Here is a 23,137-nt window from a genome sequence, read left to right on the forward strand (position 1 = left end):
AATTGTAGTGAATGTGGTTGAGATTGTAAAGTTAGGTGTTTTTTTACATATACAAAAGATAAGAATGGACTTTCCATTGGAGGTTAATTATAAAAATAACATATGATGAAAGGAGAATAGGGATGTCACTACTTAATGGGGTTCTGAAGAGATTAATGTCCTTACAGGATGAAGATAATAATGGTGAGTTAAAACAACGTTTTTTTGAAAAAAATGGTGAACGGAAGTGTAGTGTTAAATATAATGATCAAACGAAAATGTTTGAATTAGAGGTATATATGCAAGGTGAAAAACCAAAAATTTACCAATTTGATAATGTTGATATGGTCGCTATTGACGTTTTTGATATCATGAGTGCTGATGATTAAAAGTACATATCCCTACAAGGCTATCTCATTGAGATAGCTTTTTGTTTAAAATTGGTTAGCTTAAATGTTACAATAATAGTTGGCAATTACGGAAAGCGTTTACATTATATATACATATTCTATATAAAATGGGAGAAGGGTTGGGGAAAGATTGTATAGCTATCAAAAAGAAAATATTATTAATACTAAAATAGAAGATTTAATGATAAAATCCGAGAAGGTGGCACATGTTCAAGTTGATAATCCTTTAGAGCATGCTTTGCTAGTTTTAACAAAATCAGGGTATTCGGCAGTTCCAGTGTTAGATCGAAATTATAGGTTAAAAGGATTGATTAGTACAACGATGATTATGGACACTATATTAGGAATTGAGTCACTTGAAACAGAAAAACTATCCTTGCTTAAGGTTGAGGATGTAATGAATTCAGATATACCTAGACTAAAGTTGAATCATGAGTTTGTTCGGGCCCTTGGATTAACGATAAATCATCCGTTTGTTTGTATTGAGGATAATATGGGAATTTTTTGCGGTATATTAACGAGAAGGTCGATCATAAAATTATTTACAAAGAATTTAACGAAATTACCTAATTCATAATTGGTTAAATGATTGACATTCATTGAAATAAGGCCTATGCTAAATTTAAGTAAATTATACTTAAAGGGGAGTAGCTGGACAATAAAGTCGTCACGACGGGATTTTCCCCGGCTTTATTGGCAACAAAAGTTTTGTTGTTAGCAAGACCTTTACCCACTGGGTAAAGGTCTTTTTTAATGCTTTTAGGAGGGGATCTAGAATGGATTTTGCATTATTAATGGAATATGGATGGGTATTTTTAATTTTAATTGCTTTGGAAGGCCTATTAGCAGCAGATAATGCGTTAGTTTTGGCGATTATGGTAAGACACCTACCTGAAAAGACAAGAAGAAAAGCGTTATTTTATGGACTAATAGGAGCGTTTTTCTTTCGGTTTGGGGCGTTGTTCGCGATCTCCTATTTAGTTGATATTTGGCAAGTTCAAGCAATTGGAGCCTTTTATCTTTTGTTTATTTCTATTCGACATATTTACAAAAAACTAGCAAACAATAAAGAACAAGTTAATTTAACAGATGAGGATAAAAATGATAATGGTTCGGGCTTTTGGTTTACAGTGTTCAAGGTTGAAGTAGCTGATATTGCTTTCGCGGTTGACTCTATACTAGCCGCTGTAGCGTTAGCAGTAGCTTTACCGCCTAGTGGGTTACCTAACATTGGAGGATTAGACGGTGGGAAATTTATTGTAGTCTTCGCTGGTGGATTTATCGGTGTGATTATTATGCGCTTTGCCGCTTCAGTGTTTGTAAAATTACTACACCGTCGACCTGGATTGGAAATTGCTGCATTTACTATTGTTGGCTGGGTTGGTGTAAAGCTAGCCGTATATACAATTAGTCATCCAGCATTGGCAATATTACCGCATCATTTCGTTGAGTCGCCTGCATGGAAAATTACATTTTACGTCGTCTTACTTTTGATTGCAGTACTCGGGTATGTATTCTCAAAGGATAAAGCTGTGGAACAAGAAAAAACTGCTGTGTAAATTCACTACCTTTATTTGCATAACTTCTATATTTTCGGAAAAAATGTAGAAGTAAGGAGGTGGATAACTAATGGCAAAAATCGGAGTTGAGCAATCACTGACAGATGTGCAGCAAGCCCTTCAAGAAAATGGTCATCAAGTCGTACAATTGAAACAAGAAAGCGATGCAAACGGTTGTGACTGCTGTGTAATTACAGGCTTAGATACGAATGTAATGGGAATCGCAAATACAGTTATCGAAGGTCCAGTTATTGAGGCGAAAGGATTAACAGCAAACCAAGTTGTTCAAGAGGTAGAAAATCATATCAATCGATCATAAGTGAAATATAAACTTCGAAATTCGCTATATTGGCGAATTTCTTGTTTTTATAGTTTACATAAAACGAAATAGGGAATATACATATTGATAGAAAAGGAGGTTATGGAATATGATGCTTAGGGATCTTATGCCCCCACTAGATGGAGCTACTGTTTGGTTAAATGGAGAAGTTGCAAGGGATGATTTAATTGGAGAAAAACCAACACTTATTCATTTTTGGTCGATAAGCTGTGGATTATGCAAGGAAGCTATACCAAGCATTAATGAGTTTCGTACACAGTATAAGGAGCAATTGAATGTTATTGCAGTACATATACCAAGGTCTGAAAAGGATTTAAATATTGAAGAGATTAAGAAGGTTGCAAAACAACATAATATCATTCAGCCAATCTATGTTGATAATGGGCATAAGTTAACAGACGCCTTTAAGAATCAATATGTTCCAGCTTATTATGTTTTTGATAAAAAAGGAAGACTGCGCCATTTTCAAGCAGGCGGTAGCGGGATGAAGATGCTGACAAAAAGAGTGAACCGAGTTCTAGAAGAAGTGGATAGTAGAATGTAAGCTAGATATATTATTATCTAGCTTTTACTATTGTTTTAGGTAAAACGAAAAATTGATTAAGACACCTGTGATAGTATTATTCTTATAAGGCGCTTGCGCCATTCGTTACATATGGTACAATTGGTTTGATTCATTCAAACGGAGGAATACTTATGAAGAAAGAGTTTGCAGTAATTGGACTTGGTCGTTTTGGTGGAAGTATATGCAGGACATTAGCACAAGAAGGAATGGAAGTATTAGCAATAGATATAAATGAAGATCGAGTCCATGAATTTTCTAATATAGTATCACATGCAGTGGTAGCGGATACAACAGATGAAAGTGTACTAAAAGGATTGGGAATTCGGAATTTTGATCATGTAATCGTTGCAATTGGTGACAATATTCAATCAAGTATATTAACCACACTCATTTTAAAGGAATTGGGAGTCGGGAAGATAACCGTTAAAGCACAAAATGATTATCATGAAAAGGTTTTATTAAAAATAGGAGCAGATCATGTCGTTCATCCGGAACGTGATATGGGTAAAAGAATTGCAAATAATATGATCTCTAACAATGTATTAGACTACTTGGAATTATCTGATGAACATAGCATTGTTGAATTAATGGCAAGCAGTAAAATGTATGGCAAGACACTTATTGACTTAGATATACGTGCAAAATATGGCTGTAATATTGTTGCAATCAAGAGAAGTAATGATATCATTGTTTCACCGTTAGCAATGGAGGCGATCAAGGAAGGGGATATTTTAATAGTGATTGGTGCTGACATGAATATCGATCGACTAGAAAAAAGTTTAGGAGATAAAGTGTAAAAACCACCTAATTAGGTGGTTTTTTAAATCGGGGCTAAGCAATCGCCCCCACTTATTAAATTTCCATAATGATTGGTAAAATCATCGGCTTCCGTTTTGTTTTTTCATATAAAAATGGTGCTAGTACATCGGTGATTTCATTTTTTATTTCTGACCACTGCGTTGTTTTTCGTTCCATTATTTTTTCTAAATGCTTTGCAATAAGTGATTGTGCATCATTTATTAGATCACTCGACTCTCTCATATATACAAAACCTCTAGAAATCAAATCAGGACCTGCCATGATTTTGAATTCCTTCATATTTATGCTAACAACAACAATTACTAAACCTTCTTCAGATAAGATCCGACGATCACGCAATACAATATTACCAATATCACCAATTCCATTACCATCAACATAAACAGAACCAGATGTTATTTTACCGCTGACAGAAGCTTCTTTATCATTTAAGGTAAGAACATCGCCATTATCCATAATAAAATTATTCTCAGGTTTAACACCACACTCAATAGCGAGCTTTGTATGGGTTGTAAGCATACGATATTCTCCATGGATTGGCATGAAATATTTAGGTTTCATTAAACGGAGCATTAGCTTTTGCTCTTGTTGTCCCCCGTGTCCAGATGTGTGAATATCATTTAATGCACCGTGAATAACTTCAGCACCTGCACGATACAGGCTGTTAATAACGCGGCTAACACTAATTGTATTTCCAGGAATTGGCGAAGATGAAAAGACAACGGTATCCCCAGGATTAATCTGGATTTGCCGATGAGTTCCGTTGGCAATTCTAGAAAGAGCAGCCATTGGCTCACCTTGACTTCCTGTACAAAGGATGGTTACTTGGTTACTAGGTAAGCGATTTATTTGTGATGCATCAATAATTGTATCCTTAGGTGCTTTTATGTAACCTAATTCTTGACCGATCTCCATCGCTGCTTCCATACTACGTCCAAAAACGGCAATCTTTCGATTATTTAATACGGCTGCTTCAACGACTTGCTGTAGACGATGAATATTAGATGCGAAGGTTGCAAAGATAATCCGACCTTCAACCTTACGGAAAATATCTTTAATGCTATCACCGACACGTCTTTCTGACATAGTAAAATCAGGAATTTCACTATTTGTGCTATCTGAAAGAAGACAGAGTACACCATTCTTACCGATTTCTGCCATTTTTGTTAAATTTGCTGGTTCTCCAACAGGAGTAAAGTCAAATTTAAAATCACCTGTATGCACTATATTCCCGTGGGGTGTATTGATAACGATTCCGTAAGCATCAGGTATACTATGAGTTGTTCGATAAAATTCTACCGACAAATGTTTAAATTTTATTATGTCGTCCTCTTTTATATCAATTAGCTTTGCTTGTCTTAAAAGACCATGCTCTTCAAGTTTATTTTTAATTAAACCGAGAGCAAGTTTTCCGCCATATATTGGTACATTAATTTGACGTAATAAATATGGTATTCCACCAATATGGTCCTCGTGACCGTGAGTAATAAATACCCCTTTAATTTTTTCTTGATTTTTCACTAAGTACGTATAGTCAGGAATGACATAGTCAATGCCTAATAATTCATCCTCCGGAAATTTTATACCAGCATCAATAACGATTATTTCATCCTGATATTGAATTCCGTACGTATTTTTGCCAATTTCTCCTAATCCTCCTAACGCAAATACTGCAACTTGGTTTTGTTTTAAAAATTTCATATACTACACATTCTCCAATACAAAATATTCTGAGCGCTTCTCATATTCTAGATGAGAGTCATCTAATGGTTGAATAAATTCTATGTTAAGATCTTTTTCCGCTAATTTTAATCGGACATCTTTTTCAGAATTTGCTTCTACGTAAACAGTTTGTGTCCGTTCACGAACAGGTACTTCCCTTTTAATTGCTTGAAAAAAAACTTTATAAATCATACTTCACTCTCTCCTTGCGAATTTCAATTATTCATCTTTGTTCATTATAGCGGAAATCAAAATGTTTTTCATGTTTTTTCTTTTTTAGCACAAATATGGGAGCCTATGCAATGGTTCGGCGTCTTAATAAATCCTTCATTTGTTCCCGAAGTTTCTTTTTTAAGCGTTTTAACATAATCAATCATCTCCGTCCTTACATTTTTTATACAACATAAAAAATGAAGTTGTTTTATTAGTATTATGTGTTGTGTTCTTCATTTTGTTTCATGGCGATTGTTGGAAAACGTCCATAGGGACCATTGTTGATTTGACAATATGAATGAAATCAAGTAATTTGAATGTTATCAATTAAAGCAAAAGACGAAGATTAACAATTAAACTAGGGGACATATACATGAGTAGACAGAAGATTGTTTTTTTTGATATTGATGGAACATTACTTGGTGGGGATGGAAAAATAAGAAAATCGACAAAAGAAGCATTACAGAAATTAAAGGAAAACAATATTATGGTTGCCATTGCAACAGGAAGAGCGCCATTTATGTTCAAGCATATAAGGAGAGAATTGAATATTGATACGTTTGTAAGCTTTAACGGTCAATATGTTGTTCTTGAGAGTGAAATTATCTTTGAACGACAATTGGAACAAAAGTCTTTAATGGAGCTCGTACAATTTTCTAAAGAATATGGTCATTCTCTTGTTTTTATGAACGAATCACATATGAGGGCAAATGAGAGTAGCCAAGCTTTCATTGCCGAAAGCTTAGCTAGCATTGATTTCCCGTACCCCCTTATTGATGCGGATTTTTATAAACATCAGGCTATTTACCAAACATTATTGTTTTGTGAAGAAAAAGATGAAGTACAGTATAAAAATTGTTTTAAACAGTTTGATTTTGTAAGGTGGCACCGGTTATCTACAGATGTCCTTCCACATGGTGGATCGAAGGCTCTAGGGATTAAGGAGATTATAAATAGGTTAGGTATCCCAATCGAGGATATATATGCATTTGGAGATGGCTTAAATGATATGCAAATGTTAACAGAAGTAGGTACTGGAATAGCAATGGGAAATGCTAAAAGAGAATTAAAGAGGATCGCTGATTATGTAACTGATGATGTAGATGAAGATGGAATTATGAAAGGTTTAAAGCATATAGGACTTATAAAATGAGACTCTGTTATTATTTATAGTTGATTTTCGCTTTGGGCGGAAACGGACCTCAGGTATTAGGCTAGCCCCGATCTGCTTCCTTCACTTCCCTCGTGCCGGGTCTTGACTACCCGACGGGTATCCCTCTGGAGCCGCCGCCCATCGCTACAATCAAAAAAAAAATTTATCTGCCAATTACAATAGCGTCTGCAGGTTCTTTGAATGGATCGTTTTTATCGATATGATCATAAAACATAACCCCATTTAAATGATCGATTTCATGTTGGAAAACGATTGCCGGCAGTCCTTTTAAACGGAGATTCACTTCTTTCCCTTCTAAATCAGTCGCTTTAACAGTAATTTTAGCATATCGTGGTACGATGCCAGGAACATCACGGTCAACAGATAAACAACCTTCACCACTAGCTAGAAAGCTTCTTTGCGTAGAATGGCTAATGATTTTCGGATTAAATAACGCATAGTTATAAAGTTTATCATTTTCGTCCGTTACATAAATTGCAATCATTTTTTTGTTAATTCCCAATTGTGGTGCTGCTAGCCCTATTCCAGGACGTAAATTATATTTTTCAGCAATTTCAGGATTTTGGCTATTCATTACGAATTCGATCATCTTTCGTAATATCTGTTTATCTTCCTCTGATGCAGGAAGTTTGACATCTTGTGATTTTTCACGAAGTGCAGGATGCCCCTCACGGACAATACTATCCATTGTAATCAATTGTTTTCATCTCCTCTTTCCTATTAAGTAAGCTTAGTGTAGCATATTTTTGTTTTTATTAAAAAGTTTATTGTTTTTTAAGTATTTAGACTAGACTAATGGACAAGCACATACAATAATGACAAGCAAGGAAATATTTGAAATTATTGTTGTCATCTAATTTAATACAACTTATAATAAGGTTTTAGACAAGGAGGAGCTTCCATTGTATTTTATAAAATATATTACCTTTATTATAGTTTTATTTAGTATGTTAACAGGGTGCGGGATGGCTGTAGAAGAAGAGATTTTTAATCATCTCGAAAAGGCTGTATCCCTCGAAGGAGTATTTGAGGAACAGCAACAGCCGCTAGTTGAGCTAGAAATGAAAGAGCAGGAATTATATGAAAAAATAATTAAACTAGGAATGTCAGAATTTAATGAGATCAAAGTGTTATCTCAAGAGGCGTTAGCTATTATAGATGAGCGTGAAGCAAGAATTGAAAAAGAAAAAGATAGTATTCATGCCTCTCGACAAGAGTTTTTACTGATTGAGTCAAAGGTTAGAAAATTAAAAGAAGAATCGGTAAAACAAAAGGCGGAAGAACTGCTAAACGCGATGAAAAGAAGGTATGATACATATGACTTATTATACAGTTATTATAAAGAGGCCATTGCTTTAGACCGCACTCTTTACGAGATGTTCCAGAGGGAAGACTTAACATTGCAACAGCTAGAAGAACAAATACGGAAAATAAATGAAATGTATGATAACGTTGTTAAAACAAATGAACAGTTCAATGAATTAACAGATACATACAACGTAAAGAAAAAAGAATTTTATGAAGCTGCAGGACTTGATGTTGTCTTTGAGCAAGCGACAGTCAGCGGTGAGAATGAAGAAGGAAAATAGACTTATCCATTTAATGGGTAAGTCTTTTTTTATGTAAAAATGATTTTAGGTTATAGAGCTATAAAATTGGGAATAGATGAATAGGAAGGATGGGTATTCTAAAGCTGTATGTATATGAATTATTAAAATAACAACTTTGTATTTGAAAGGATGAGGTGAGAAATAGTGAGTCATAATTCAATTCTCAATAAAGTTGAAGAAATGTTTAAAACGTTTCAAATCTTAAATGAAGAAGGTCGTGTTGTAAATGAAGAGGCCTTGCCGGAGCTTTCTAATGAACAGTTAAAAGAATTAATGAAACGGATGGTTTATACACGTGTCTTAGACCAAAGATCAATTTCATTAAACCGTCAGGGCAGATTAGGTTTTTATGCCCCGACTGCAGGACAAGAGGCATCACAATTAGGCAGCCATTATGCACTGGAAAAAGACGATTGGATATTACCGGGTTATCGTGATGTTCCTCAGCTTATTTGGCACGGTTTACCTTTATATAAAGCTTTCTTATTTTCTAGAGGGCACTATGTTGGGAATCAAATGCCAGAAGGAGTGAATGCTTTAGCGCCACAAATAATCATTGGTGCCCAAATTGTTCAAGCAACAGGTGTTGGATTAGGTCTGAAAAAGCGTGGGAAAAAGGCTGTTGCAATTACGTATACTGGTGACGGTGGATCTTCACAGGGCGATTTCTATGAAGGGATGAACTTTGCCGGAGCTTATAAGGCACCAGTTATTTTTGTTGTGCAAAATAACCGGTTTGCAATATCAACACCGGTTGAGAAGCAGACAGCTGCTAAAACGATTGCGCAAAAATCCATCGCAGTAGGAATACCAGGTATTCAAGTAGATGGAATGGATGTACTAGCGGTTTATTCAGCAGTGAAGGAAGCTCGAGAACGTGCTATTAATGGAGAGGGACCAACATTAATTGAAACGCTTACCTATCGTTATGGTCCACATACAATGGCGGGTGACGATCCGACTAGATATAGAACTAGTGTTTTGGATAACGAATGGGAAAAGAAGGACCCACTTGTACGTTTTAGAAAGTATTTAGAATCTAAACAATTATGGTCTATAGATGAGGAAGAAAATATTATTGAACAAGCAAAAGAAGATATTAAGGCTGCAATAAAGAAAACAGATGAGATACCAAAACAAAAAGTGACGGAATTGATTGACATAATGTTTGAACAACCTCCTAATCATTTAAAAGAACAGAGAGAAGAATATGTACGAAAGGAGTCGAAATAAAGTATGACTCAAATGACGATGATTCAAGCAATCACTGATGCCTTGCGTACCGAGTTAAAAAATGACCCTAATGTTCTTGTCTTTGGTGAGGATGTTGGCGTTAACGGGGGTGTATTCCGGGCTACTGAGGGACTTCAAAAGGAGTTTGGCGAGGATCGCGTATTTGATACCCCGTTAGCAGAGTCAGCAATAGGTGGCTTAGCGATTGGATTAGCACTTGAAGGCTTTCGACCAGTACCAGAAATTCAATTTTTTGGTTTTGTTTATGAAGTTATGGACTCGATTAATGGGCAGATGGCTCGGATGCGCTATCGTTCCGGCGGTAGGTTTTCGGCTCCAATAACTGTCCGCTCACCTTTCGGGGGTGGGGTTAAGACTCCAGAGCTACATGCTGATAATCTCGAAGGTCTAATGGCACAACAGCCTGGTCTTAAGGTCGTAATTCCTTCAACTCCATCTGATGCAAAGGGTCTATTAATAGCGGCTATACGTGATAATGATCCTGTCATTTTTCTAGAGCATATGAAGCTTTATCGTTCCTTCCGTGAGGATGTTCCTGAAGGTGAATATACAATTCCTATCGGTAAAGCGGATATTAAAAGGCAAGGAGAGAACTTAACAATTATTACGTATGGGGCCATGGTTCATTCCTCACTTAAAGCTGCAGAGGAACTTGAAAAAGAGGGAATCAGTGTAGAGGTAATTGATCTTCGTACAGTAAGCCCAATTGATACAGAAACAATTGTCGAATCTGTTAAGAAAACTAACAGGGCAATTGTAGTTCAGGAAGCACAAAAACAAGCGGGAGTTGCAGCAAATGTTGTTGCGGAAATAACGGAGAGAGCAATATTGCATTTAGAAGCACCAATTGTTCGAGTTACAGCGCCTGATACTATTTTTCCTTTTTCACAAGCAGAAGATGTGTGGCTGCCTAACTACACAGACATTATTGAAAAAGCAAAATATGTAATTAATTTTTAAAGCTATTTAATCATGAAGCATAGGAGGGAAAAATTGTGGCATTTGAATTCAAATTACCAGATATAGGTGAAGGAATTCATGAAGGTGAAATTGTTAAATGGTTTGTAAAGCCTGGAGATACAGTAAAAGAAGATGATATTCTTTGTGAAGTCCAGAACGATAAAGCTGTTGTTGAAATTCCTTCACCAGTTGAAGGGACAGTAAAAGAAATAAAGGCATCTGAAGGAACGGTTGCTGTTGTTGGAGATATCATTATTACAATAGATGCTGAAGGATATGAAAGAAATGATGCGGAAAGCTCAACAACAACAGAGGATCAATCTCGGGATAGTGCTGAATTGCAACCACCTGTTACGGTAGAGAAGGATTCTCCACAAACAAAAGCAGATTCGAATGAAGCCAGTTCCTTACAGAATGAACGGGTTATTGCTATGCCGTCGGTTCGTAAATATGCACGTGAAAAAGGGGTAACGATTAATCAAGTAATTGGATCTGGCAAAAATGGTCGTATTGTTAAAACTGATATAGACAAGTTTTTAGCAGGGGATTTATCATCAGATGCTCAAGTAAATATTGAAACAGCCGAAAGCAAAGCTCCACAACTAGATGAAAATAAAGCGATGAAAAACGTTCCTCCTAGTCAATATTTCGAGACTAGGGAAAAAATGAGTGGTGTTCGGAAAGCAATTGCAAAAGCAATGGTTAATTCGAAGCAAACTGCACCACATGTAACATTAATGGATGATGTAGAGGTAACCGATTTAGTTTCACATCGTAAAAAATTTAAGGAAATGGCACTTGAGAAAGGAATCAAACTTACTTATCTACCATATGTAGTGAAGGCTTTAGTTTCAGCTTTACGGGAATATCCGATATTAAATACTTCTCTTGATGATAATGCCGAGGAGATTATACAAAAGCATTATTATAATATCGGGATTGCAGCCGATACCGACAGAGGCTTATTAGTGCCTGTTGTGAAAGATGCAGATCGAAAATCAATTCTCTCAATTTCTAAAGAGATTAATGAGCTGGCTGAAAAAGCTCGAGATGGGAAGTTGGCACCAGATGAAATGAAGGGTAGTTCCTGCACGATTACAAATATAGGATCAGCTGGGGGCATGTGGTTTACTCCTGTTATTAATCATCCTGAGGTTGTTATATTAGGAATTGGTCGGATCGCCGAAAAACCGGTTGTAAAAAATGGTGAAATTGTTGCTGCTCCTGTACTTGCCCTTTCATTAAGTTTTGACCATCGAATTATTGATGGTGCAACAGCCCAACTTGCATTAAATCATATAAAACGATTGCTTCATGATCCACAATTATTAATAATGGAGGCATAAATCTATGGTTGTAGGAGATTTTCCAATTGAAACAGAAACACTTGTTGTTGGAGCAGGGCCTGGGGGCTATGTAGCAGCAATTAGAGCAGCACAGCTAGGACAAAAGGTAACAATTGTCGAAAAAGCTGAACTCGGCGGAGTCTGTCTTAATGTTGGCTGTATCCCTTCCAAAGCATTGATTTCAGCTGGTCATCGTTACGAAATTGCAAAACATTCTGATGATATCGGGATAACTGTTGAGAATGTAAAGATTGATTTTTCAAAGGTACAACAATGGAAAAGTAGTGTCGTTTCTAAACTTACAGGTGGAGTAGCAGCTTTGTTAAAGGGTAATAAAGTTGAGATTGTAAATGGCGAAGCATATTTTGTTGACAAAAATACAGCTCGTGTTATGACAGAAAATTCAGCCCAAACGTATAAATTTAAAAACGCAATTGTTGCAACAGGCTCTACACCAATAGAACTTCCAGCCTTTAAATATTCAGCCCGAGTTCTAGATTCAACAGGTGCATTAAATTTACCTGCAATTCCTAATAAAATGGTTATCATTGGTGGTGGCTATATTGGCATTGAATTAGGCACAGCATATGCTAATTTTGGTACTCAAATTACAATATTAGAAGCAGCAGATGAAATTTTGTCCGGTTTTGAGAAGCAAATGAGTGCAATTGTAAAAAAACGATTGAAGAAAAAAGGAAATGTTGAAATATTTACAAAAGCATTTGGAAAAGGTGTAGAAGAATCAACAGATGGTGTAAAAGTAACGTTTGAGGCTAAAGGTGAAATGAAAACAATTGAAGCCGATTATGTATTAGTAACAGTAGGTCGAAAGCCAAATACAAGTGAATTTGGACTAGAAAATATCGGGATAGAGATGAACGACCGTGGCTTAATCAAAATTGACGATCAATGTCGGACGTCAGTCTCGAACTTTTATGCGATCGGTGATATTGTAGAAGGTCCACCACTAGCGCATAAAGCATCTTATGAAGGTAAAATTGCTGCTGAAGCAATTTCTGGCCGACCTTCAGTGATTGACTACCATGCGATCCCTGCAGTAGTGTTTTCGGACCCAGAATGTGCATCTGTTGGTTATTTTGAACAACAGGCAAAAGATGAAGGTATCGAGGTCGTTACTGCTAAATTCCCATTTGCTGCGAATGGTCGAGCTTTAGCACTTAATGAAACCGAGGGATTTTTAAAGCTTGTAACACGTAAAAGTGATGATTTAGTTATTGGGGCACAAATCATCGGGCCTAGTGCTTCGGATATGATTGCGGAACTTGGTTTGGCAATTGAAGCGGGAATGACAGCAGAGGATATTGCAATGACCATACATGCTCATCCTACGCTTGGGGAAATTACAATGGAGGCTGCAGAAGTAGCAATCGGGAGTCCGATCCATATCGTCAAATAGTTCAAAAAGACCGAGCGCTTACGTTATAAAAATTGTAATGGCCAAAAAAAGAGCCGCTCTGTATGGAGCGGTCCTTGGCCATTTACCTCTTTTTTTGGTCTTCCATGGCTTTCTTAAGGTGATTCATAATTTCTCGCTTGCTTTGCTTTCCTTCAATCCGTGTTAGTACTTCTCCGTCTTTAATAACAATTAGCGTAGGATAAACACTAACATCAAATTTTTTAAGTTTTTCATTCTTATTTGTTGATTGAACAAGAATGACATCTGCCATTTCATTTGGAAATTCTTTTCTTAGATCGAGTAAGACATCATAATAATTGTTCTCCAGCTTAATTTTTTCTTCATCTGAAAAGAACAATAAATGATAGCCTTCTCCTTCCAAATTAATATCAGATATTGAATCACCGTCAACCGTATTACAGGCTGTCAATAAAAACATGGATAAGAAGATTGATCCAAGTTTCTTTTTCATGCTGATGCTCACTTCTTTCTGAATGAGAAATTATGTATCTACACCCTATGGATTATTTTATCATTGATTTTAAAAAGTGGAATAGTTGTCATCTATTTGTTACATAAATGAAAAATACTAGATATAGTTGTGACAAACAAAGATATTTAATAAATATAGTAAGAAAATTTATTGTTTACATTTCACATATAGTTGTTGCAAATCCTGAAGAACATCTGAAATGGATAAAAGCTCATATAAAATAATTGTTTGTGGTGTAAAGTGATGATAGTATTTATGATCAGGATCATTTTCATCAATGTTTGTTTTCCATTCTCTAAAAATCATGTCGACTTCCGCAATCAATTTGTAATGCTCTTCTCGTATAGTTTTTACTGGATTTTGCAATATTTCAATTAATGATTGCAATGTCTTTATTACAACCTCTCTCTCTTCGTCACTAAAATTAAGTTGATTCGCATTTACATGATTTAAATTTCCTATATGAAATGCAATAAGCTGAAGGTCATTCACCCTTTTTAATGCATGATGTAATCTTCTGATTTCACCATGCTTTTGTTTGTGATATTTAAATTCCTCACGCTGATAATAACAAAGTTTATTTGTTTTATCGATTTGACTGGACATATTGGCAAACAATTTATCAATATTTTTTTTTGTTTCAGCATTGAAAGCTGTAATTTGTTGTATTTTTAATTGAAGAATAGAGGCAGCTAACTCTTGAATATCATCAATATATTTATTAATAATTGGTGAGAATTTGGGTGGGAAAATAATAATGTTTACAATTGTTGAAATAATAATTCCAATTGATGTTGTTGCTAAACGGGTAATAAATGCCAGCAAGTATTGATCATTTGTTGCGGGTATCATTGCCACAGCTGTTATGGTTGCAACTACTATTCCATCGTCAAGCTTTAATTTATGGCAAAGGAATATCGTAAACATAGCGGAAAGAGCGTATGTTAATGCAGTTTCACCAAGCTGAAAAGTTAAAAACATAGAAATTGCTGCTCCTATCGCAGCAGCAGGGAAACGTACAAATCCTTTTTTGATTGAATCAGATGCAGTAGGTTCAATTGTTACAATGGCTGTGATGACAGCAAATATTGCAGGCAAGTGAAAAAAGTGACAAATCCAAGCGGTAATAAGCACAGAAATTCCTGTTTTTAACACTCGTCCACCGATTAAAAAAAATTTTGTGATTCTTTCCATTAATATTCCATCCAAATCGATTAATCTGATGACTTTTCTAGATGAAGCTCTTGTATTTTATTATAGTACTAAATTCCAAATAATGGGGTGAACTTTTTTTTTTAGATATATTATACTTAATAAGTATTCACTAAAAATGGGGGACTAGAAAATGAGAAAAAAATGGAGTTATTTGCTTTTATTACTAGTTATAATGTTATTTTCTGCATGCTCTAGTAATAATGATGGTGCAAATCAAGAACAAACAATTACATCAAACGAGGAGCATTCTCAAATTAATTCACCTACTTCACAACCTGAAGAAGACAGTAATGAAGAACAAACGGAGGAACTTGAAGTTCCTGAACAAGATCCAGTTACACTTTCTGAACCGCAATATAAGATAAATCCAGCCAATTCTAATGTAGTTCCTTTAGCTGATGCACCAGAAAATGTCGTAATGTTGACGTTCGATGATGCACCGGATAAGCATGCGCTTGAAATTGCAAATATTTTACATGAATTAAATGTAAATGCGATTTTCTTTGTAAATGGTCACTTTTTAGATACAGATGCTGAAAAAGAAGTATTAAAAGAGATTCATGATATGGGATTTTTAATTGGGAATCATACGATGTCACATCAACTTCTAAGAGATCTTTCAGAAGAAGAACAATATAAAGAAATTGTAGAATTAAACAACTTAGTAGAAAGTATTATTGGGGAACGTCCTAAATTTTTAAGGGCTCCATTTGGGGTTAATACCGATTACAGTAGAAAGGTTGCTGCTGATGAAAAAATGGTCGTGATGAATTGGACATATGGTTATGATTTTGAAAAAGAGTATATGAATAAAGATGCTATTGCGGATATTATGGTGAATACTGAATATCTTCGAAATGGTGCGAATCTTTTAATGCATGACCGCCAGTGGACAAAAGAGGCGCTAAGAGATATTGTTACTGGACTGCAAGAAAAAGGTTATGAAATTGTTGACCCCCATTTAATCGAAACACTATAAAAATTTCATTTAGTAAGAGACAAAAAATAACTGTATAATGAATAAAGGTAAAAGTAATTAGTTCAACTAGAGTTTACTGGTTTTTAAGGAGGATAAATGAATGTGTGGGTTTGTAGGGGTAGTACAATCTCCTAATAAAGCAATATCAATAAATGAGTTTATGGATATGAATAATGCGATCTATCATCGTGGTCCTGATGATGAAGGCTATTATTCCGATGAGGAAATTAAGCTCGGATTTCGCAGGCTAAGTATTATTGATTTAGAAGGCGGTCATCAGCCATTATCCTATAATGACCAAAAATATTGGATTGTCTTTAATGGTGAAATTTACAACTATATCGAACTAAGAGAAAAACTACTTTCAGAAGGTTATACCTTTCAAACAAGCTCAGATACAGAAGTAATTCTTGCTCTTTATCAAAAGTTGGGACAAGCTGTAGTCGATGAGCTTAGAGGGATGTTTGCGTTTGTTATTTATGATAAAGAAAAAAATATGCTTTTTGGAGCTAGAGATCATTTTGGCATCAAGCCTTTCTTTTATTTAGAAGATGAGAAGGATTTTTATTTTGCTTCTGAAAAAAAGAGCATATTAAAAGTGAAAGAGAATATTGGCTTAGATTTAGAGGCGTTACAGCATTATTTTACATATCAATATGTGCCAGAGCCTCTCACCTTATCAAGCAATATTAAGAAACTAGAGCCAGGGCATTATTTTATTAAATATTTAGGCGAGCCTATTATTATAAAAAAATATTGGAATGTTCAGTTTCAGCCGAAAGAGTACACAAAAGAACAATTGATTAAGCAAATTAGAGACGTAATGTTTGACTCTGTTGAAAAACATATGCGCAGTGATGTACCTGTAGGTTCTTTCTTATCTGGTGGGATTGACTCATCAGCGATCGTTTCCATTGCAAAGGAATTTAACCCGTCATTATTAACGTTTTCCGTTGGTTTTGAACAAAATGGCTATAGTGAAATAGATGTAGCAAAGGAAACAGCGGCAAGTTTAAATTTGAAAAATATACACTATTATATAACTCCAGAGGAATATGCAAAGGAATTACCGAAGATAGTCTGGCATATGGATGATCCCCTGGCTGATCCTGCAGCAATTCCATTGTATTTTGTTGCTCGTGAAGCGCGGAAGCATGTTACAGTTGTGTTATCGGGCGAAGGGGCAGACGAATTATTTGGCGGCTATAACATATATCGAGAGCCATATTCATTAAGGCATTTCAACAATGTACCAAACATAGTAAAAAAAGTGTTAAAGAGCACAGTGCGTGGACTCCCAGATGGTACAAAAGGCAAAAGCTTCATTGAACGGGGTTGTACGCCACTAGAAGAACGGTATATTGGGAATGCAAAGATGTATAACGAAGAGGAAAAAGAGTTATTTTTGAAGTCGTATGATAAAGGTTTAGTTTATCAAAAACTCACAAATCCCCTTTATAAGCAAATAGAAACTTACAATTTAGTGAATAAAATGCAATATATAGATATTCATACGTGGTTAAGAGGGGACATTTTATTAAAGGCGGACAAAATGACGATGGCTAATTCGTTAGAGCTGCGTGTTCCGTTTTTGGATAAGGAAGTATTTCGAGTCGCTTCTGAAATTGCGCCATCTATGAAAATTGCAAATCAAACTACTAAATACATTTTGCGAGAAGCGATGAACGGAATTGTTCCTGACCATGTGTTAAATCGGAAGAAGTTAGGATTTCCTGTGCCAATTCGTGTTTGGTTAAAAAATGAATTACATGACTGGGCTGTATCTTTAATTCATAATAGTCAAACGGATGAGTGGATTGATAAGCAATATGTTCTAAGACAGCTAGACGAGCATTGCCAGGGTAAGGCAGATAATAGCAGGAAAATTTGGACTGTGTTAATTTTCATGATTTGGCACCAAATATTTATAGAAAAGTTGTATGATTTTGATACAAGTAAAGCTAGTGATCAACAAAGAAACAATGTATTAGTGTAATAAACAAAGGGTTGTCTTCATTCAAGTACGCGATACGCCTTGAATAGACAACCCTTTTAAATAGATAAGTTTTTATTTTTTGATTTTGTTATTGAAGCACAGTGATGGCTTGTTCTCCCATTTGAATCCATGCTTCTTTGAAATCTTGTATCGGAACTTTTTTGTTTTTTGCAGCCGTTAGAGGATCATTAAAATAAATATAATCTTCGTCATATCCAGTAATGACAACAGAATGCTCTTTAAAGGTAACTTCGATTTTTCCTACTTTTGTATTCCATGTTTGGAAATATTTTTGTGGAAGCTTTTTATATTCCGTATTAATAATGACCCAAACAGGCCTCTTTTTACCGACATGATACAAAATTTCATTAAACTCTCCGTTAGAAAAGTCTCTAATTTGGCCTGGCAAATATTTTTCAGCAAGGTCTCGGATTGGTTCATGATATACGCCAAGACCAAAGTTTTTTAAGGAATATATATCTCCAACAAAACCATAATGTGGGTTTCCGTAAAGCTTTTTCCCATTTTCATTCACAACATCGATATCTTCTTTTTTTACCTCATTTGCAAGTGTAAGCTTATCAACATTTACGCCTGAATAGTTTAATAGCATTGCCAAACTAGTAACTTCGCAACCACGAGGCAATTCAGGGAGCTGTGAAATTACATCTACATCTAAAAGCATCTCTTTTTTTAAATTATCTAGGTCAGGAGTAAGCAATGTAACATCGTGAGAATGTAAATAGGCAAATTTATAATCTATATCATCTTTTGCATTCATATTATTATCAACAATCCTATTTGTAGCAATGGATTCAGAGATTTTTTGAAATAATTGATGCTCTTCTGCTAATTGATAGCCAACATAAATAAAAAGTAGAAGAAATAATAGCAAATACAGTTTTGCTTTAACCACATAACTTTTATTTATATTATTTAAAAATATGGAAATGAATAGTAGTAACGATACTAGTAAAGTAAAAAAGAATAAAACGTATAACATGGTATACTCTCCACTTAAATTAATTATGCTACTTATGATTTTAACAAAACTATTACGTAAAATATAGAAGGTAGTAAAGGAGTAATTATGAAGAAAACGTATTTAGTGATTTTTATATTCCTTGTATTCCTTTTTACAATTTCAGCTTGCGCTCTCAATAATTATAATAAAGATAAAAGTGTTAAAAATGCACCGCAAAAAATTAGTCAAAATAGAAATTTAACGAAGGAAATAGAGGAATCAAATCGATATATAAGCCAAGTTCAGATTTATCAGTTTAATAATGAATCATTTTTCGCTGTGAAGGATCTTATAGACAAAATAGGTGGGAGCTTTTCATATAATAATATAGACAAAACACTTTATATGGAAGTTGGTGACAATGAATTTTATTTCGTATACGGTGTTCCCGTTATTCAAATGAATGGCTTTTTTTTCCCGGGAAACCATTCATTTGAAATAATACAAAACAGACTTTGTTTGCCTATAAACTTTCTGAATTATATAGGGATAGACTATCATGTTTCAAATCATATAATAAATCTTAATTATAATGACAGTAAGGAGGTTACAAGTCAGTTTTCTAATATTGAGAAATTACAAGATGTAGACCAATGGATGATTTTGATTGAACAATTTAGTAGCCCGATTATTGGAGCAAAAGTGGATACTATACCTTCCCATCTACCTGGTGCAAAACGAGCATATCGTAATGGATATCATGAAGGTATGGATTGGTATGAATTTTCAGCAGGTGTTCCAATCAATCGTAATACGAAAGTATTTGCTATGGGCGAAGGGATTGTTGTTAGAGCAGACCATAGCTATGAGCCTTACAATGACGTAAGTGAACGAAATTTAGACTTATCAATAACGAAGGAATATGGGAAAACACCCGAATATATTTTAGATCGTTTACGTGGAAGACAGGTTTGGATTCAATACGATAATGGGCTACAAGCAAGATTTGCACACCTTGATCGAATTAACGATGAGATCAAGGTTGGAAGTCGGGTGGATGGTGATACACATATAGGATTTATCGGAAATTCGGGGACTAGTGGGGAGGTTGAAAATGATGATACTGAGCTACATCTACATTTAGATATTTTATTCCTTGGTGAATTATTTTGGAAAAACCTCTCACATGAAGAAATAATCAATGTATTGAATGCTGCTTTTAATAAAAATGAATGAGGGCAATAATCAATCAAATTACATTCTTTTGTAATAGGTGATTCTTGCCCCACTAGTTATATAGTTTATTTTTTATCGTATAAATACATGATTCTGCCGTTAAATAAGTGTAATTCGCCATTTAGCTTTCGGGCGATAAATTTGCAAAATTCATTTGCTTTTCCTTTATCACCATGTGTTGCCCCTTCAGGTAGAGCTACTTGAATGAAATTCTGGGTCTTAATTTGTCCATCTTCTTCGATTATTTGTTCTGATCCAACCCCAAGTAGAATATAATGATAACGATCTTTTGTTCCTTTAAGGTAAAACCACTCGCCGTTTACATCGTATTTTTCCTTAATTTCATAAGGAAAAGCACAGTCTTCATACTCCCATTCAAGCTGTTGTCCAGTTTTTGAGGTGATTTCCTTATAATAATGAAAAAGGTTTTTAAGGTCAGCTAAGGAAACTTCTTGTTTATTAGAAGCTGGAACAAGCTTTATGTAAGCAGTACTAGGCATATAAAATCTTCCCCCTTTTATCCAGTAAAACATTCTCCGAATACTATCATAGCACTATTATTAGATTGGTTACAACTACATAAATAGCAGATTGAAGTTGCAGAAACAAAATGTCTAAATATTCATAAAATAGTAACATTCATCCTTTAAACCTCTATTGCTTCAAAAAAAACTGTACGTTAAAATAAAAATAGATATTGTGAATCATTGAACATACTTAAGGAGGTGGAAATACAATGAATTTTTATCAAAAATTATATGATGAAAGTGAGAACGTTAAAGTAAGGTTTATAGGATTTACAACGGAGGATGTTCGCTATGATTTCGGGATTGTTTATACAAACATGTTTTTCGGGAAACCTCTGGTCGTTTGTATGCAAACTGGTCGCTCAACACTTTTAGATGCGGAGGATATAAAAAATTGTGAGCATTTAAAGGAAATATTCCGGCTTTCAAGTATGAAGGAAGCGATCGACTTATCAGCATTTTTTGAGGAAAAATTACCGGCAGCTTATTTAGAGCCTCAATATGATTAATGATTATAATTAGGGACCGATGAAACACGTCGGACTCTTTTTTTGTTTAAATATGTTATACAAATACTATCTTGACATAAATAGTATGACATATTATGATGAAAATAAGATAACACAATTTAATACATTTTAATTTTATTTAAGGGGATGGAACAAATGGGAATCATCGTTTGCCAACAATGCGACTGCACAATTGATCATTTTGAGGATGAAAAAGTTTCTACTCTTTACGCTAAATGTGATGGATGTTGTGATCACGACCATGAAGAAACAGATCAAAAATAATAACTTTTATAAATAGAGTGTGACAAATGTGTCACACTCTTATTTTATAGCTCGATATTCTTTAATAACCCTTAGTGTCTTTAATTCGTCATCTTCTGGCCCTTGTACAGGTAACCCAGCTTCAAGGTTTTCTTGGATGTAATCTAAATTTGTTTTTGTAATGATTTCTCCAGGAATTAAAATTGGAATACCTGGTGGATATACCATAATAAACTCAGCAATAATTCTTCCAACTGATTCTTCAATCGAAACCGTCTCTGTTTCTGCATAAAAGGCCTCTCTAGGGGATAGGGCAAGTACAGGTATATTTGGAACATGGACTTGCAACGGTTTTATTGCCTGCCTACTTTCATTTCGTGAATATGATAGTTCTTTCAGTGCATGAATAAGAATACTAGTTTGTTCATCTGTATCTCCTGGTGTAATGATACACAGAATGTTATATAAATCTGAAAGCTCGACTTCAATGTTATAATTTTCACGAAGCCATACTTCGACTTCATAACCAGTCATACCGAGATCTTTAACAGAAATAATTAGTTTAGTTGGATCAAAATCAAAGGTAGCCTTTGTTCCAAGTATTTCTTTTCCAACACAATAAAGTGATGTGATTTCATTAATTTTCGTACGAGTATCTTCAGCTAAATGTATCGCCTTTTCTACTAAATCTCTACCTTTTGTTACCAATTGTCTCCGAGCGACATCTAAGGAAGCCAATAGTAAATAAGAGGTGGACGTAGTTGTAAGCATACTTAAAATGGTTTGAACATAATGGGCTGATACCAACCCTTCTTTTACATTTAGTATCGAGCTTTGGGTCATAGACCCCCCTAATTTGTGCACACTTGTTGCTGCCATGTCCGCTCCAGCCTGCATGGCAGACATTGGCAATTTTTCATGAAAATGAATATGGACACCATGTGCTTCATCAACTAGAACGGGGACATTGTAAGAATGAGCTATATCCACAATTTCTTTTAGATTTGCTGAAATTCCAAAATAAGTTGGATTAATAACTAATAAACCTTTTGCATCAGGATGAGTCTTAAATGCTTTTCTTACAGCGTCTGTTGTAATACCGTGGGAAATCCCTAGATTTTTATCAATCGCAGGATGAATAAAAACTGGTGTAGCGCCTGAAAAAATAATTGCAGTCATGACCGATTTATGTACATTACGTGGCACGATAATTTTATCACCAGGCTTACATACGGACATTACCATCGTCATAATTGCACCGCTCGTACCTTGAACAGAAAAAAACGTATAATCGGCTCCAAATGCTTCCGCAGCAAGATCCTGCGCGTCCTTGATCATTCCATGTGGATGATGGAGATCATCTAGCGGACCAATATTTATTAAATCCATTGATAATGCATTCGTTCCGATAAAATCTTTGAATTCCTGATCCATACCAACACCTTTTTTATGGCCTGGAATATGGAATTGAATCGGATTTTTTTTTATGTGTTCAAGTAACCCCGTAAAAAGGGGTGTTTTTTCTTGATTCAAATTAGACACCTCAATTACATTCAAATTACATATAAAACAAATCAATTTTAGCA

General features: G+C 35.0%; 25 protein-coding genes. 17 read left to right on the forward strand and 8 right to left on the reverse strand.

The window, feature by feature from the left end; translation table 11 throughout:
- The first annotated feature begins 122 nt into the window (after positions 1–122).
- The 6 genes from D612_RS0100700 to D612_RS0100725 all read left to right on the forward strand — a co-directional run bounded on the left by D612_RS0100700 (position 123) and on the right by D612_RS0100725 (position 3,650).
- A complete protein-coding gene (locus D612_RS0100700) occupies positions 123–368 on the forward strand; it encodes a DUF1797 family protein (protein WP_017753545.1) in 246 nt (81 codons plus the stop codon).
- Positions 369–519: 151 nt separating this feature from the next.
- A complete protein-coding gene (cbpB, locus tag D612_RS0100705; protein WP_017753546.1) occupies positions 520–966 on the forward strand; it encodes a cyclic-di-AMP-binding protein CbpB in 447 nt (148 codons plus the stop codon).
- 199 nt (positions 967–1,165) lie between these two features.
- Positions 1,166–1,948: a TerC family protein gene (locus tag D612_RS0100710; RefSeq protein ID WP_017753547.1), complete on the forward strand. Its 783-nt coding sequence runs from the start codon at positions 1,166–1,168 to the stop codon at positions 1,946–1,948.
- A gap of 70 nt (positions 1,949–2,018) precedes the next feature.
- Positions 2,019–2,267, forward strand: coding sequence for a YkuS family protein (locus D612_RS0100715; RefSeq protein ID WP_017753548.1), 249 nt, complete (start codon positions 2,019–2,021; stop codon positions 2,265–2,267).
- Positions 2,268–2,376: 109 nt separating this feature from the next.
- A complete protein-coding gene (locus D612_RS0100720) occupies positions 2,377–2,832 on the forward strand; it encodes a TlpA disulfide reductase family protein (protein ID WP_017753549.1) in 456 nt (151 codons plus the stop codon).
- Positions 2,833–2,984: 152 nt separating this feature from the next.
- Entirely contained in the window at positions 2,985–3,650 is a 666-nt protein-coding gene (locus D612_RS0100725) for a potassium channel family protein (protein ID WP_017753550.1), read from the forward strand.
- 55 nt (positions 3,651–3,705) lie between these two features.
- On the opposite strand, the gene rnjA is transcribed toward D612_RS0100725, so the two are convergent.
- Complete coding sequence (gene rnjA / locus D612_RS0100730; RefSeq protein WP_017753551.1) at positions 3,706–5,373, reverse strand: ribonuclease J1; 1,668 nt, start codon at positions 5,371–5,373, stop codon at positions 3,706–3,708.
- A 3-nt stretch (positions 5,374–5,376) separates the two neighbouring features.
- Complete coding sequence (locus D612_RS0100735) at positions 5,377–5,586, reverse strand: DNA-dependent RNA polymerase subunit epsilon (protein ID WP_017753552.1); 210 nt, start codon at positions 5,584–5,586, stop codon at positions 5,377–5,379.
- Between the two features lie 394 nt (positions 5,587–5,980).
- Here D612_RS0100735 and D612_RS0100740 point away from each other — a divergent pair, with 394 nt between their 5' ends.
- Positions 5,981–6,760, forward strand: coding sequence for a Cof-type HAD-IIB family hydrolase (locus D612_RS0100740; RefSeq protein ID WP_017753553.1), 780 nt, complete (start codon positions 5,981–5,983; stop codon positions 6,758–6,760).
- Positions 6,761–6,923: 163 nt separating this feature from the next.
- On the opposite strand, the gene def is transcribed toward D612_RS0100740, so the two are convergent.
- Positions 6,924–7,478 (reverse strand): peptide deformylase, encoded by a 555-nt coding sequence (gene def, locus D612_RS0100745; protein ID WP_017753554.1) that lies wholly within the window; start codon positions 7,476–7,478, stop codon positions 6,924–6,926.
- Between the two features lie 205 nt (positions 7,479–7,683).
- Between def and D612_RS17640 the strand changes: the two genes are divergently transcribed.
- The 5 genes from D612_RS17640 to lpdA all read left to right on the forward strand — a co-directional run bounded on the left by D612_RS17640 (position 7,684) and on the right by lpdA (position 13,368).
- Positions 7,684–8,370 (forward strand): YkyA family protein, encoded by a 687-nt coding sequence (locus tag D612_RS17640; RefSeq protein ID WP_017753555.1) that lies wholly within the window; start codon positions 7,684–7,686, stop codon positions 8,368–8,370.
- 201 nt (positions 8,371–8,571) lie between these two features.
- Positions 8,572–9,624 carry a pyruvate dehydrogenase (acetyl-transferring) E1 component subunit alpha gene (pdhA, locus tag D612_RS0100755; protein WP_034725760.1) on the forward strand — a complete coding sequence of 351 codons (1,053 nt, stop codon included), beginning with the start codon at positions 8,572–8,574 and terminating at the stop codon, positions 9,622–9,624.
- A 3-nt stretch (positions 9,625–9,627) separates the two neighbouring features.
- Positions 9,628–10,605, forward strand: a complete 978-nt coding sequence (locus D612_RS0100760; RefSeq protein WP_017753557.1) for an alpha-ketoacid dehydrogenase subunit beta — start codon at positions 9,628–9,630, stop codon at positions 10,603–10,605.
- A 35-nt stretch (positions 10,606–10,640) separates the two neighbouring features.
- Positions 10,641–11,951 carry a dihydrolipoamide acetyltransferase family protein gene (locus D612_RS0100765; RefSeq protein ID WP_017753558.1) on the forward strand — a complete coding sequence of 437 codons (1,311 nt, stop codon included), beginning with the start codon at positions 10,641–10,643 and terminating at the stop codon, positions 11,949–11,951.
- Positions 11,952–11,955: 4 nt separating this feature from the next.
- Positions 11,956–13,368, forward strand: coding sequence for a dihydrolipoyl dehydrogenase (gene lpdA, locus D612_RS0100770; RefSeq protein ID WP_017753559.1), 1,413 nt, complete (start codon positions 11,956–11,958; stop codon positions 13,366–13,368).
- A gap of 82 nt (positions 13,369–13,450) precedes the next feature.
- Here the strand turns inward: lpdA and D612_RS0100775 are convergent, their stop codons facing one another.
- Together D612_RS0100775 and D612_RS0100780 are read right to left on the reverse strand one after the other, a co-directional pair.
- Positions 13,451–13,840 (reverse strand): thioredoxin domain-containing protein, encoded by a 390-nt coding sequence (locus D612_RS0100775; protein ID WP_017753560.1) that lies wholly within the window; start codon positions 13,838–13,840, stop codon positions 13,451–13,453.
- Between the two features lie 168 nt (positions 13,841–14,008).
- Positions 14,009–15,055, reverse strand: coding sequence for an aromatic acid exporter family protein (locus D612_RS0100780; protein ID WP_017753561.1), 1,047 nt, complete (start codon positions 15,053–15,055; stop codon positions 14,009–14,011).
- Positions 15,056–15,206: 151 nt separating this feature from the next.
- Here D612_RS0100780 and D612_RS0100785 point away from each other — a divergent pair, with 151 nt between their 5' ends.
- Positions 15,207–16,055 carry a polysaccharide deacetylase family protein gene (locus D612_RS0100785; RefSeq protein WP_017753562.1) on the forward strand — a complete coding sequence of 283 codons (849 nt, stop codon included), beginning with the start codon at positions 15,207–15,209 and terminating at the stop codon, positions 16,053–16,055.
- Between the two features lie 100 nt (positions 16,056–16,155).
- Positions 16,156–18,051: an asparagine synthase (glutamine-hydrolyzing) gene (asnB, locus tag D612_RS0100790; protein ID WP_017753563.1), complete on the forward strand. Its 1,896-nt coding sequence runs from the start codon at positions 16,156–16,158 to the stop codon at positions 18,049–18,051.
- Between the two features lie 88 nt (positions 18,052–18,139).
- On the opposite strand, the gene D612_RS17645 is transcribed toward asnB, so the two are convergent.
- The gene (locus D612_RS17645; RefSeq protein ID WP_017753564.1) at positions 18,140–19,054 is read right to left on the reverse strand and encodes a C39 family peptidase; all 915 of its coding nucleotides are present in this window, start codon (positions 19,052–19,054) and stop codon (positions 18,140–18,142) included.
- Between the two features lie 87 nt (positions 19,055–19,141).
- On the opposite strand from D612_RS17645, the gene D612_RS0100800 reads away from it, so the two are divergent.
- Positions 19,142–20,251, forward strand: a complete 1,110-nt coding sequence (locus tag D612_RS0100800; protein WP_017753565.1) for a M23 family metallopeptidase — start codon at positions 19,142–19,144, stop codon at positions 20,249–20,251.
- 65 nt (positions 20,252–20,316) lie between these two features.
- On the opposite strand, the gene D612_RS0100805 is transcribed toward D612_RS0100800, so the two are convergent.
- A complete protein-coding gene (locus D612_RS0100805; protein ID WP_017753566.1) occupies positions 20,317–20,751 on the reverse strand; it encodes a DUF1885 family protein in 435 nt (144 codons plus the stop codon).
- Between the two features lie 236 nt (positions 20,752–20,987).
- Between D612_RS0100805 and D612_RS0100810 the strand changes: the two genes are divergently transcribed.
- Together D612_RS0100810 and D612_RS18905 are read left to right on the forward strand one after the other, a co-directional pair.
- Positions 20,988–21,287, forward strand: coding sequence for a DUF3055 domain-containing protein (locus D612_RS0100810; protein WP_017753567.1), 300 nt, complete (start codon positions 20,988–20,990; stop codon positions 21,285–21,287).
- A gap of 156 nt (positions 21,288–21,443) precedes the next feature.
- Positions 21,444–21,572, forward strand: a complete 129-nt coding sequence (locus D612_RS18905; RefSeq protein WP_017753568.1) for a GapA-binding peptide SR1P — start codon at positions 21,444–21,446, stop codon at positions 21,570–21,572.
- A 39-nt stretch (positions 21,573–21,611) separates the two neighbouring features.
- Here D612_RS18905 and D612_RS0100820 read toward each other — a convergent pair whose 3' ends face one another.
- Positions 21,612–23,084, reverse strand: a complete 1,473-nt coding sequence (locus tag D612_RS0100820) for an aminotransferase class I/II-fold pyridoxal phosphate-dependent enzyme (protein ID WP_017753569.1) — start codon at positions 23,082–23,084, stop codon at positions 21,612–21,614.
- Positions 23,085–23,137: the final 53 nt, after the last annotated feature.

This window comes from Calidifontibacillus oryziterrae, assembly GCF_000331575.1.
Classification (GTDB): Bacteria; Bacillota; Bacilli; order Bacillales; family Bacillaceae_J; genus Calidifontibacillus_A; species Calidifontibacillus_A oryziterrae.

Bases quoted from the DNA above. Each gene is read 5' to 3' on its own strand.
- D612_RS0100775 (WP_017753560.1), bottom strand. From the start codon at position 13,840: ATGAAAAAGAAACTTGGATCAATCTTCTTATCCATGTTTTTATTGACA.
- D612_RS0100735 (WP_017753552.1), bottom strand. From the start codon at position 5,586: ATGATTTATAAAGTTTTTTTTCAAGCAATTAAAAGGGAAGTACCTGTT.
- D612_RS0100725 (WP_017753550.1), top strand. From the start codon at position 2,985: ATGAAGAAAGAGTTTGCAGTAATTGGACTTGGTCGTTTTGGTGGAAGT.
- D612_RS0100715 (WP_017753548.1), top strand. From the start codon at position 2,019: ATGGCAAAAATCGGAGTTGAGCAATCACTGACAGATGTGCAGCAAGCC.
- D612_RS0100720 (WP_017753549.1), top strand. From the start codon at position 2,377: ATGATGCTTAGGGATCTTATGCCCCCACTAGATGGAGCTACTGTTTGG.
- D612_RS0100810 (WP_017753567.1), top strand. From the start codon at position 20,988: ATGAATTTTTATCAAAAATTATATGATGAAAGTGAGAACGTTAAAGTA.
- D612_RS0100740 (WP_017753553.1), top strand. From the start codon at position 5,981: ATGAGTAGACAGAAGATTGTTTTTTTTGATATTGATGGAACATTACTT.
- pdhA (WP_034725760.1), top strand. From the start codon at position 8,572: ATGTTTAAAACGTTTCAAATCTTAAATGAAGAAGGTCGTGTTGTAAAT.
- asnB (WP_017753563.1), top strand. From the start codon at position 16,156: ATGTGTGGGTTTGTAGGGGTAGTACAATCTCCTAATAAAGCAATATCA.
- D612_RS0100760 (WP_017753557.1), top strand. From the start codon at position 9,628: ATGACTCAAATGACGATGATTCAAGCAATCACTGATGCCTTGCGTACC.
- D612_RS17645 (WP_017753564.1), bottom strand. From the start codon at position 19,054: ATGTTATACGTTTTATTCTTTTTTACTTTACTAGTATCGTTACTACTA.
- D612_RS0100800 (WP_017753565.1), top strand. From the start codon at position 19,142: ATGAAGAAAACGTATTTAGTGATTTTTATATTCCTTGTATTCCTTTTT.
- D612_RS0100805 (WP_017753566.1), bottom strand. From the start codon at position 20,751: ATGCCTAGTACTGCTTACATAAAGCTTGTTCCAGCTTCTAATAAACAA.
- lpdA (WP_017753559.1), top strand. From the start codon at position 11,956: ATGGTTGTAGGAGATTTTCCAATTGAAACAGAAACACTTGTTGTTGGA.
- D612_RS0100780 (WP_017753561.1), bottom strand. From the start codon at position 15,055: ATGGAAAGAATCACAAAATTTTTTTTAATCGGTGGACGAGTGTTAAAA.
- D612_RS18905 (WP_017753568.1), top strand. From the start codon at position 21,444: ATGGGAATCATCGTTTGCCAACAATGCGACTGCACAATTGATCATTTT.
- D612_RS0100700 (WP_017753545.1), top strand. From the start codon at position 123: ATGTCACTACTTAATGGGGTTCTGAAGAGATTAATGTCCTTACAGGAT.
- rnjA (WP_017753551.1), bottom strand. From the start codon at position 5,373: ATGAAATTTTTAAAACAAAACCAAGTTGCAGTATTTGCGTTAGGAGGA.
- D612_RS0100710 (WP_017753547.1), top strand. From the start codon at position 1,166: ATGGATTTTGCATTATTAATGGAATATGGATGGGTATTTTTAATTTTA.
- D612_RS0100785 (WP_017753562.1), top strand. From the start codon at position 15,207: ATGAGAAAAAAATGGAGTTATTTGCTTTTATTACTAGTTATAATGTTA.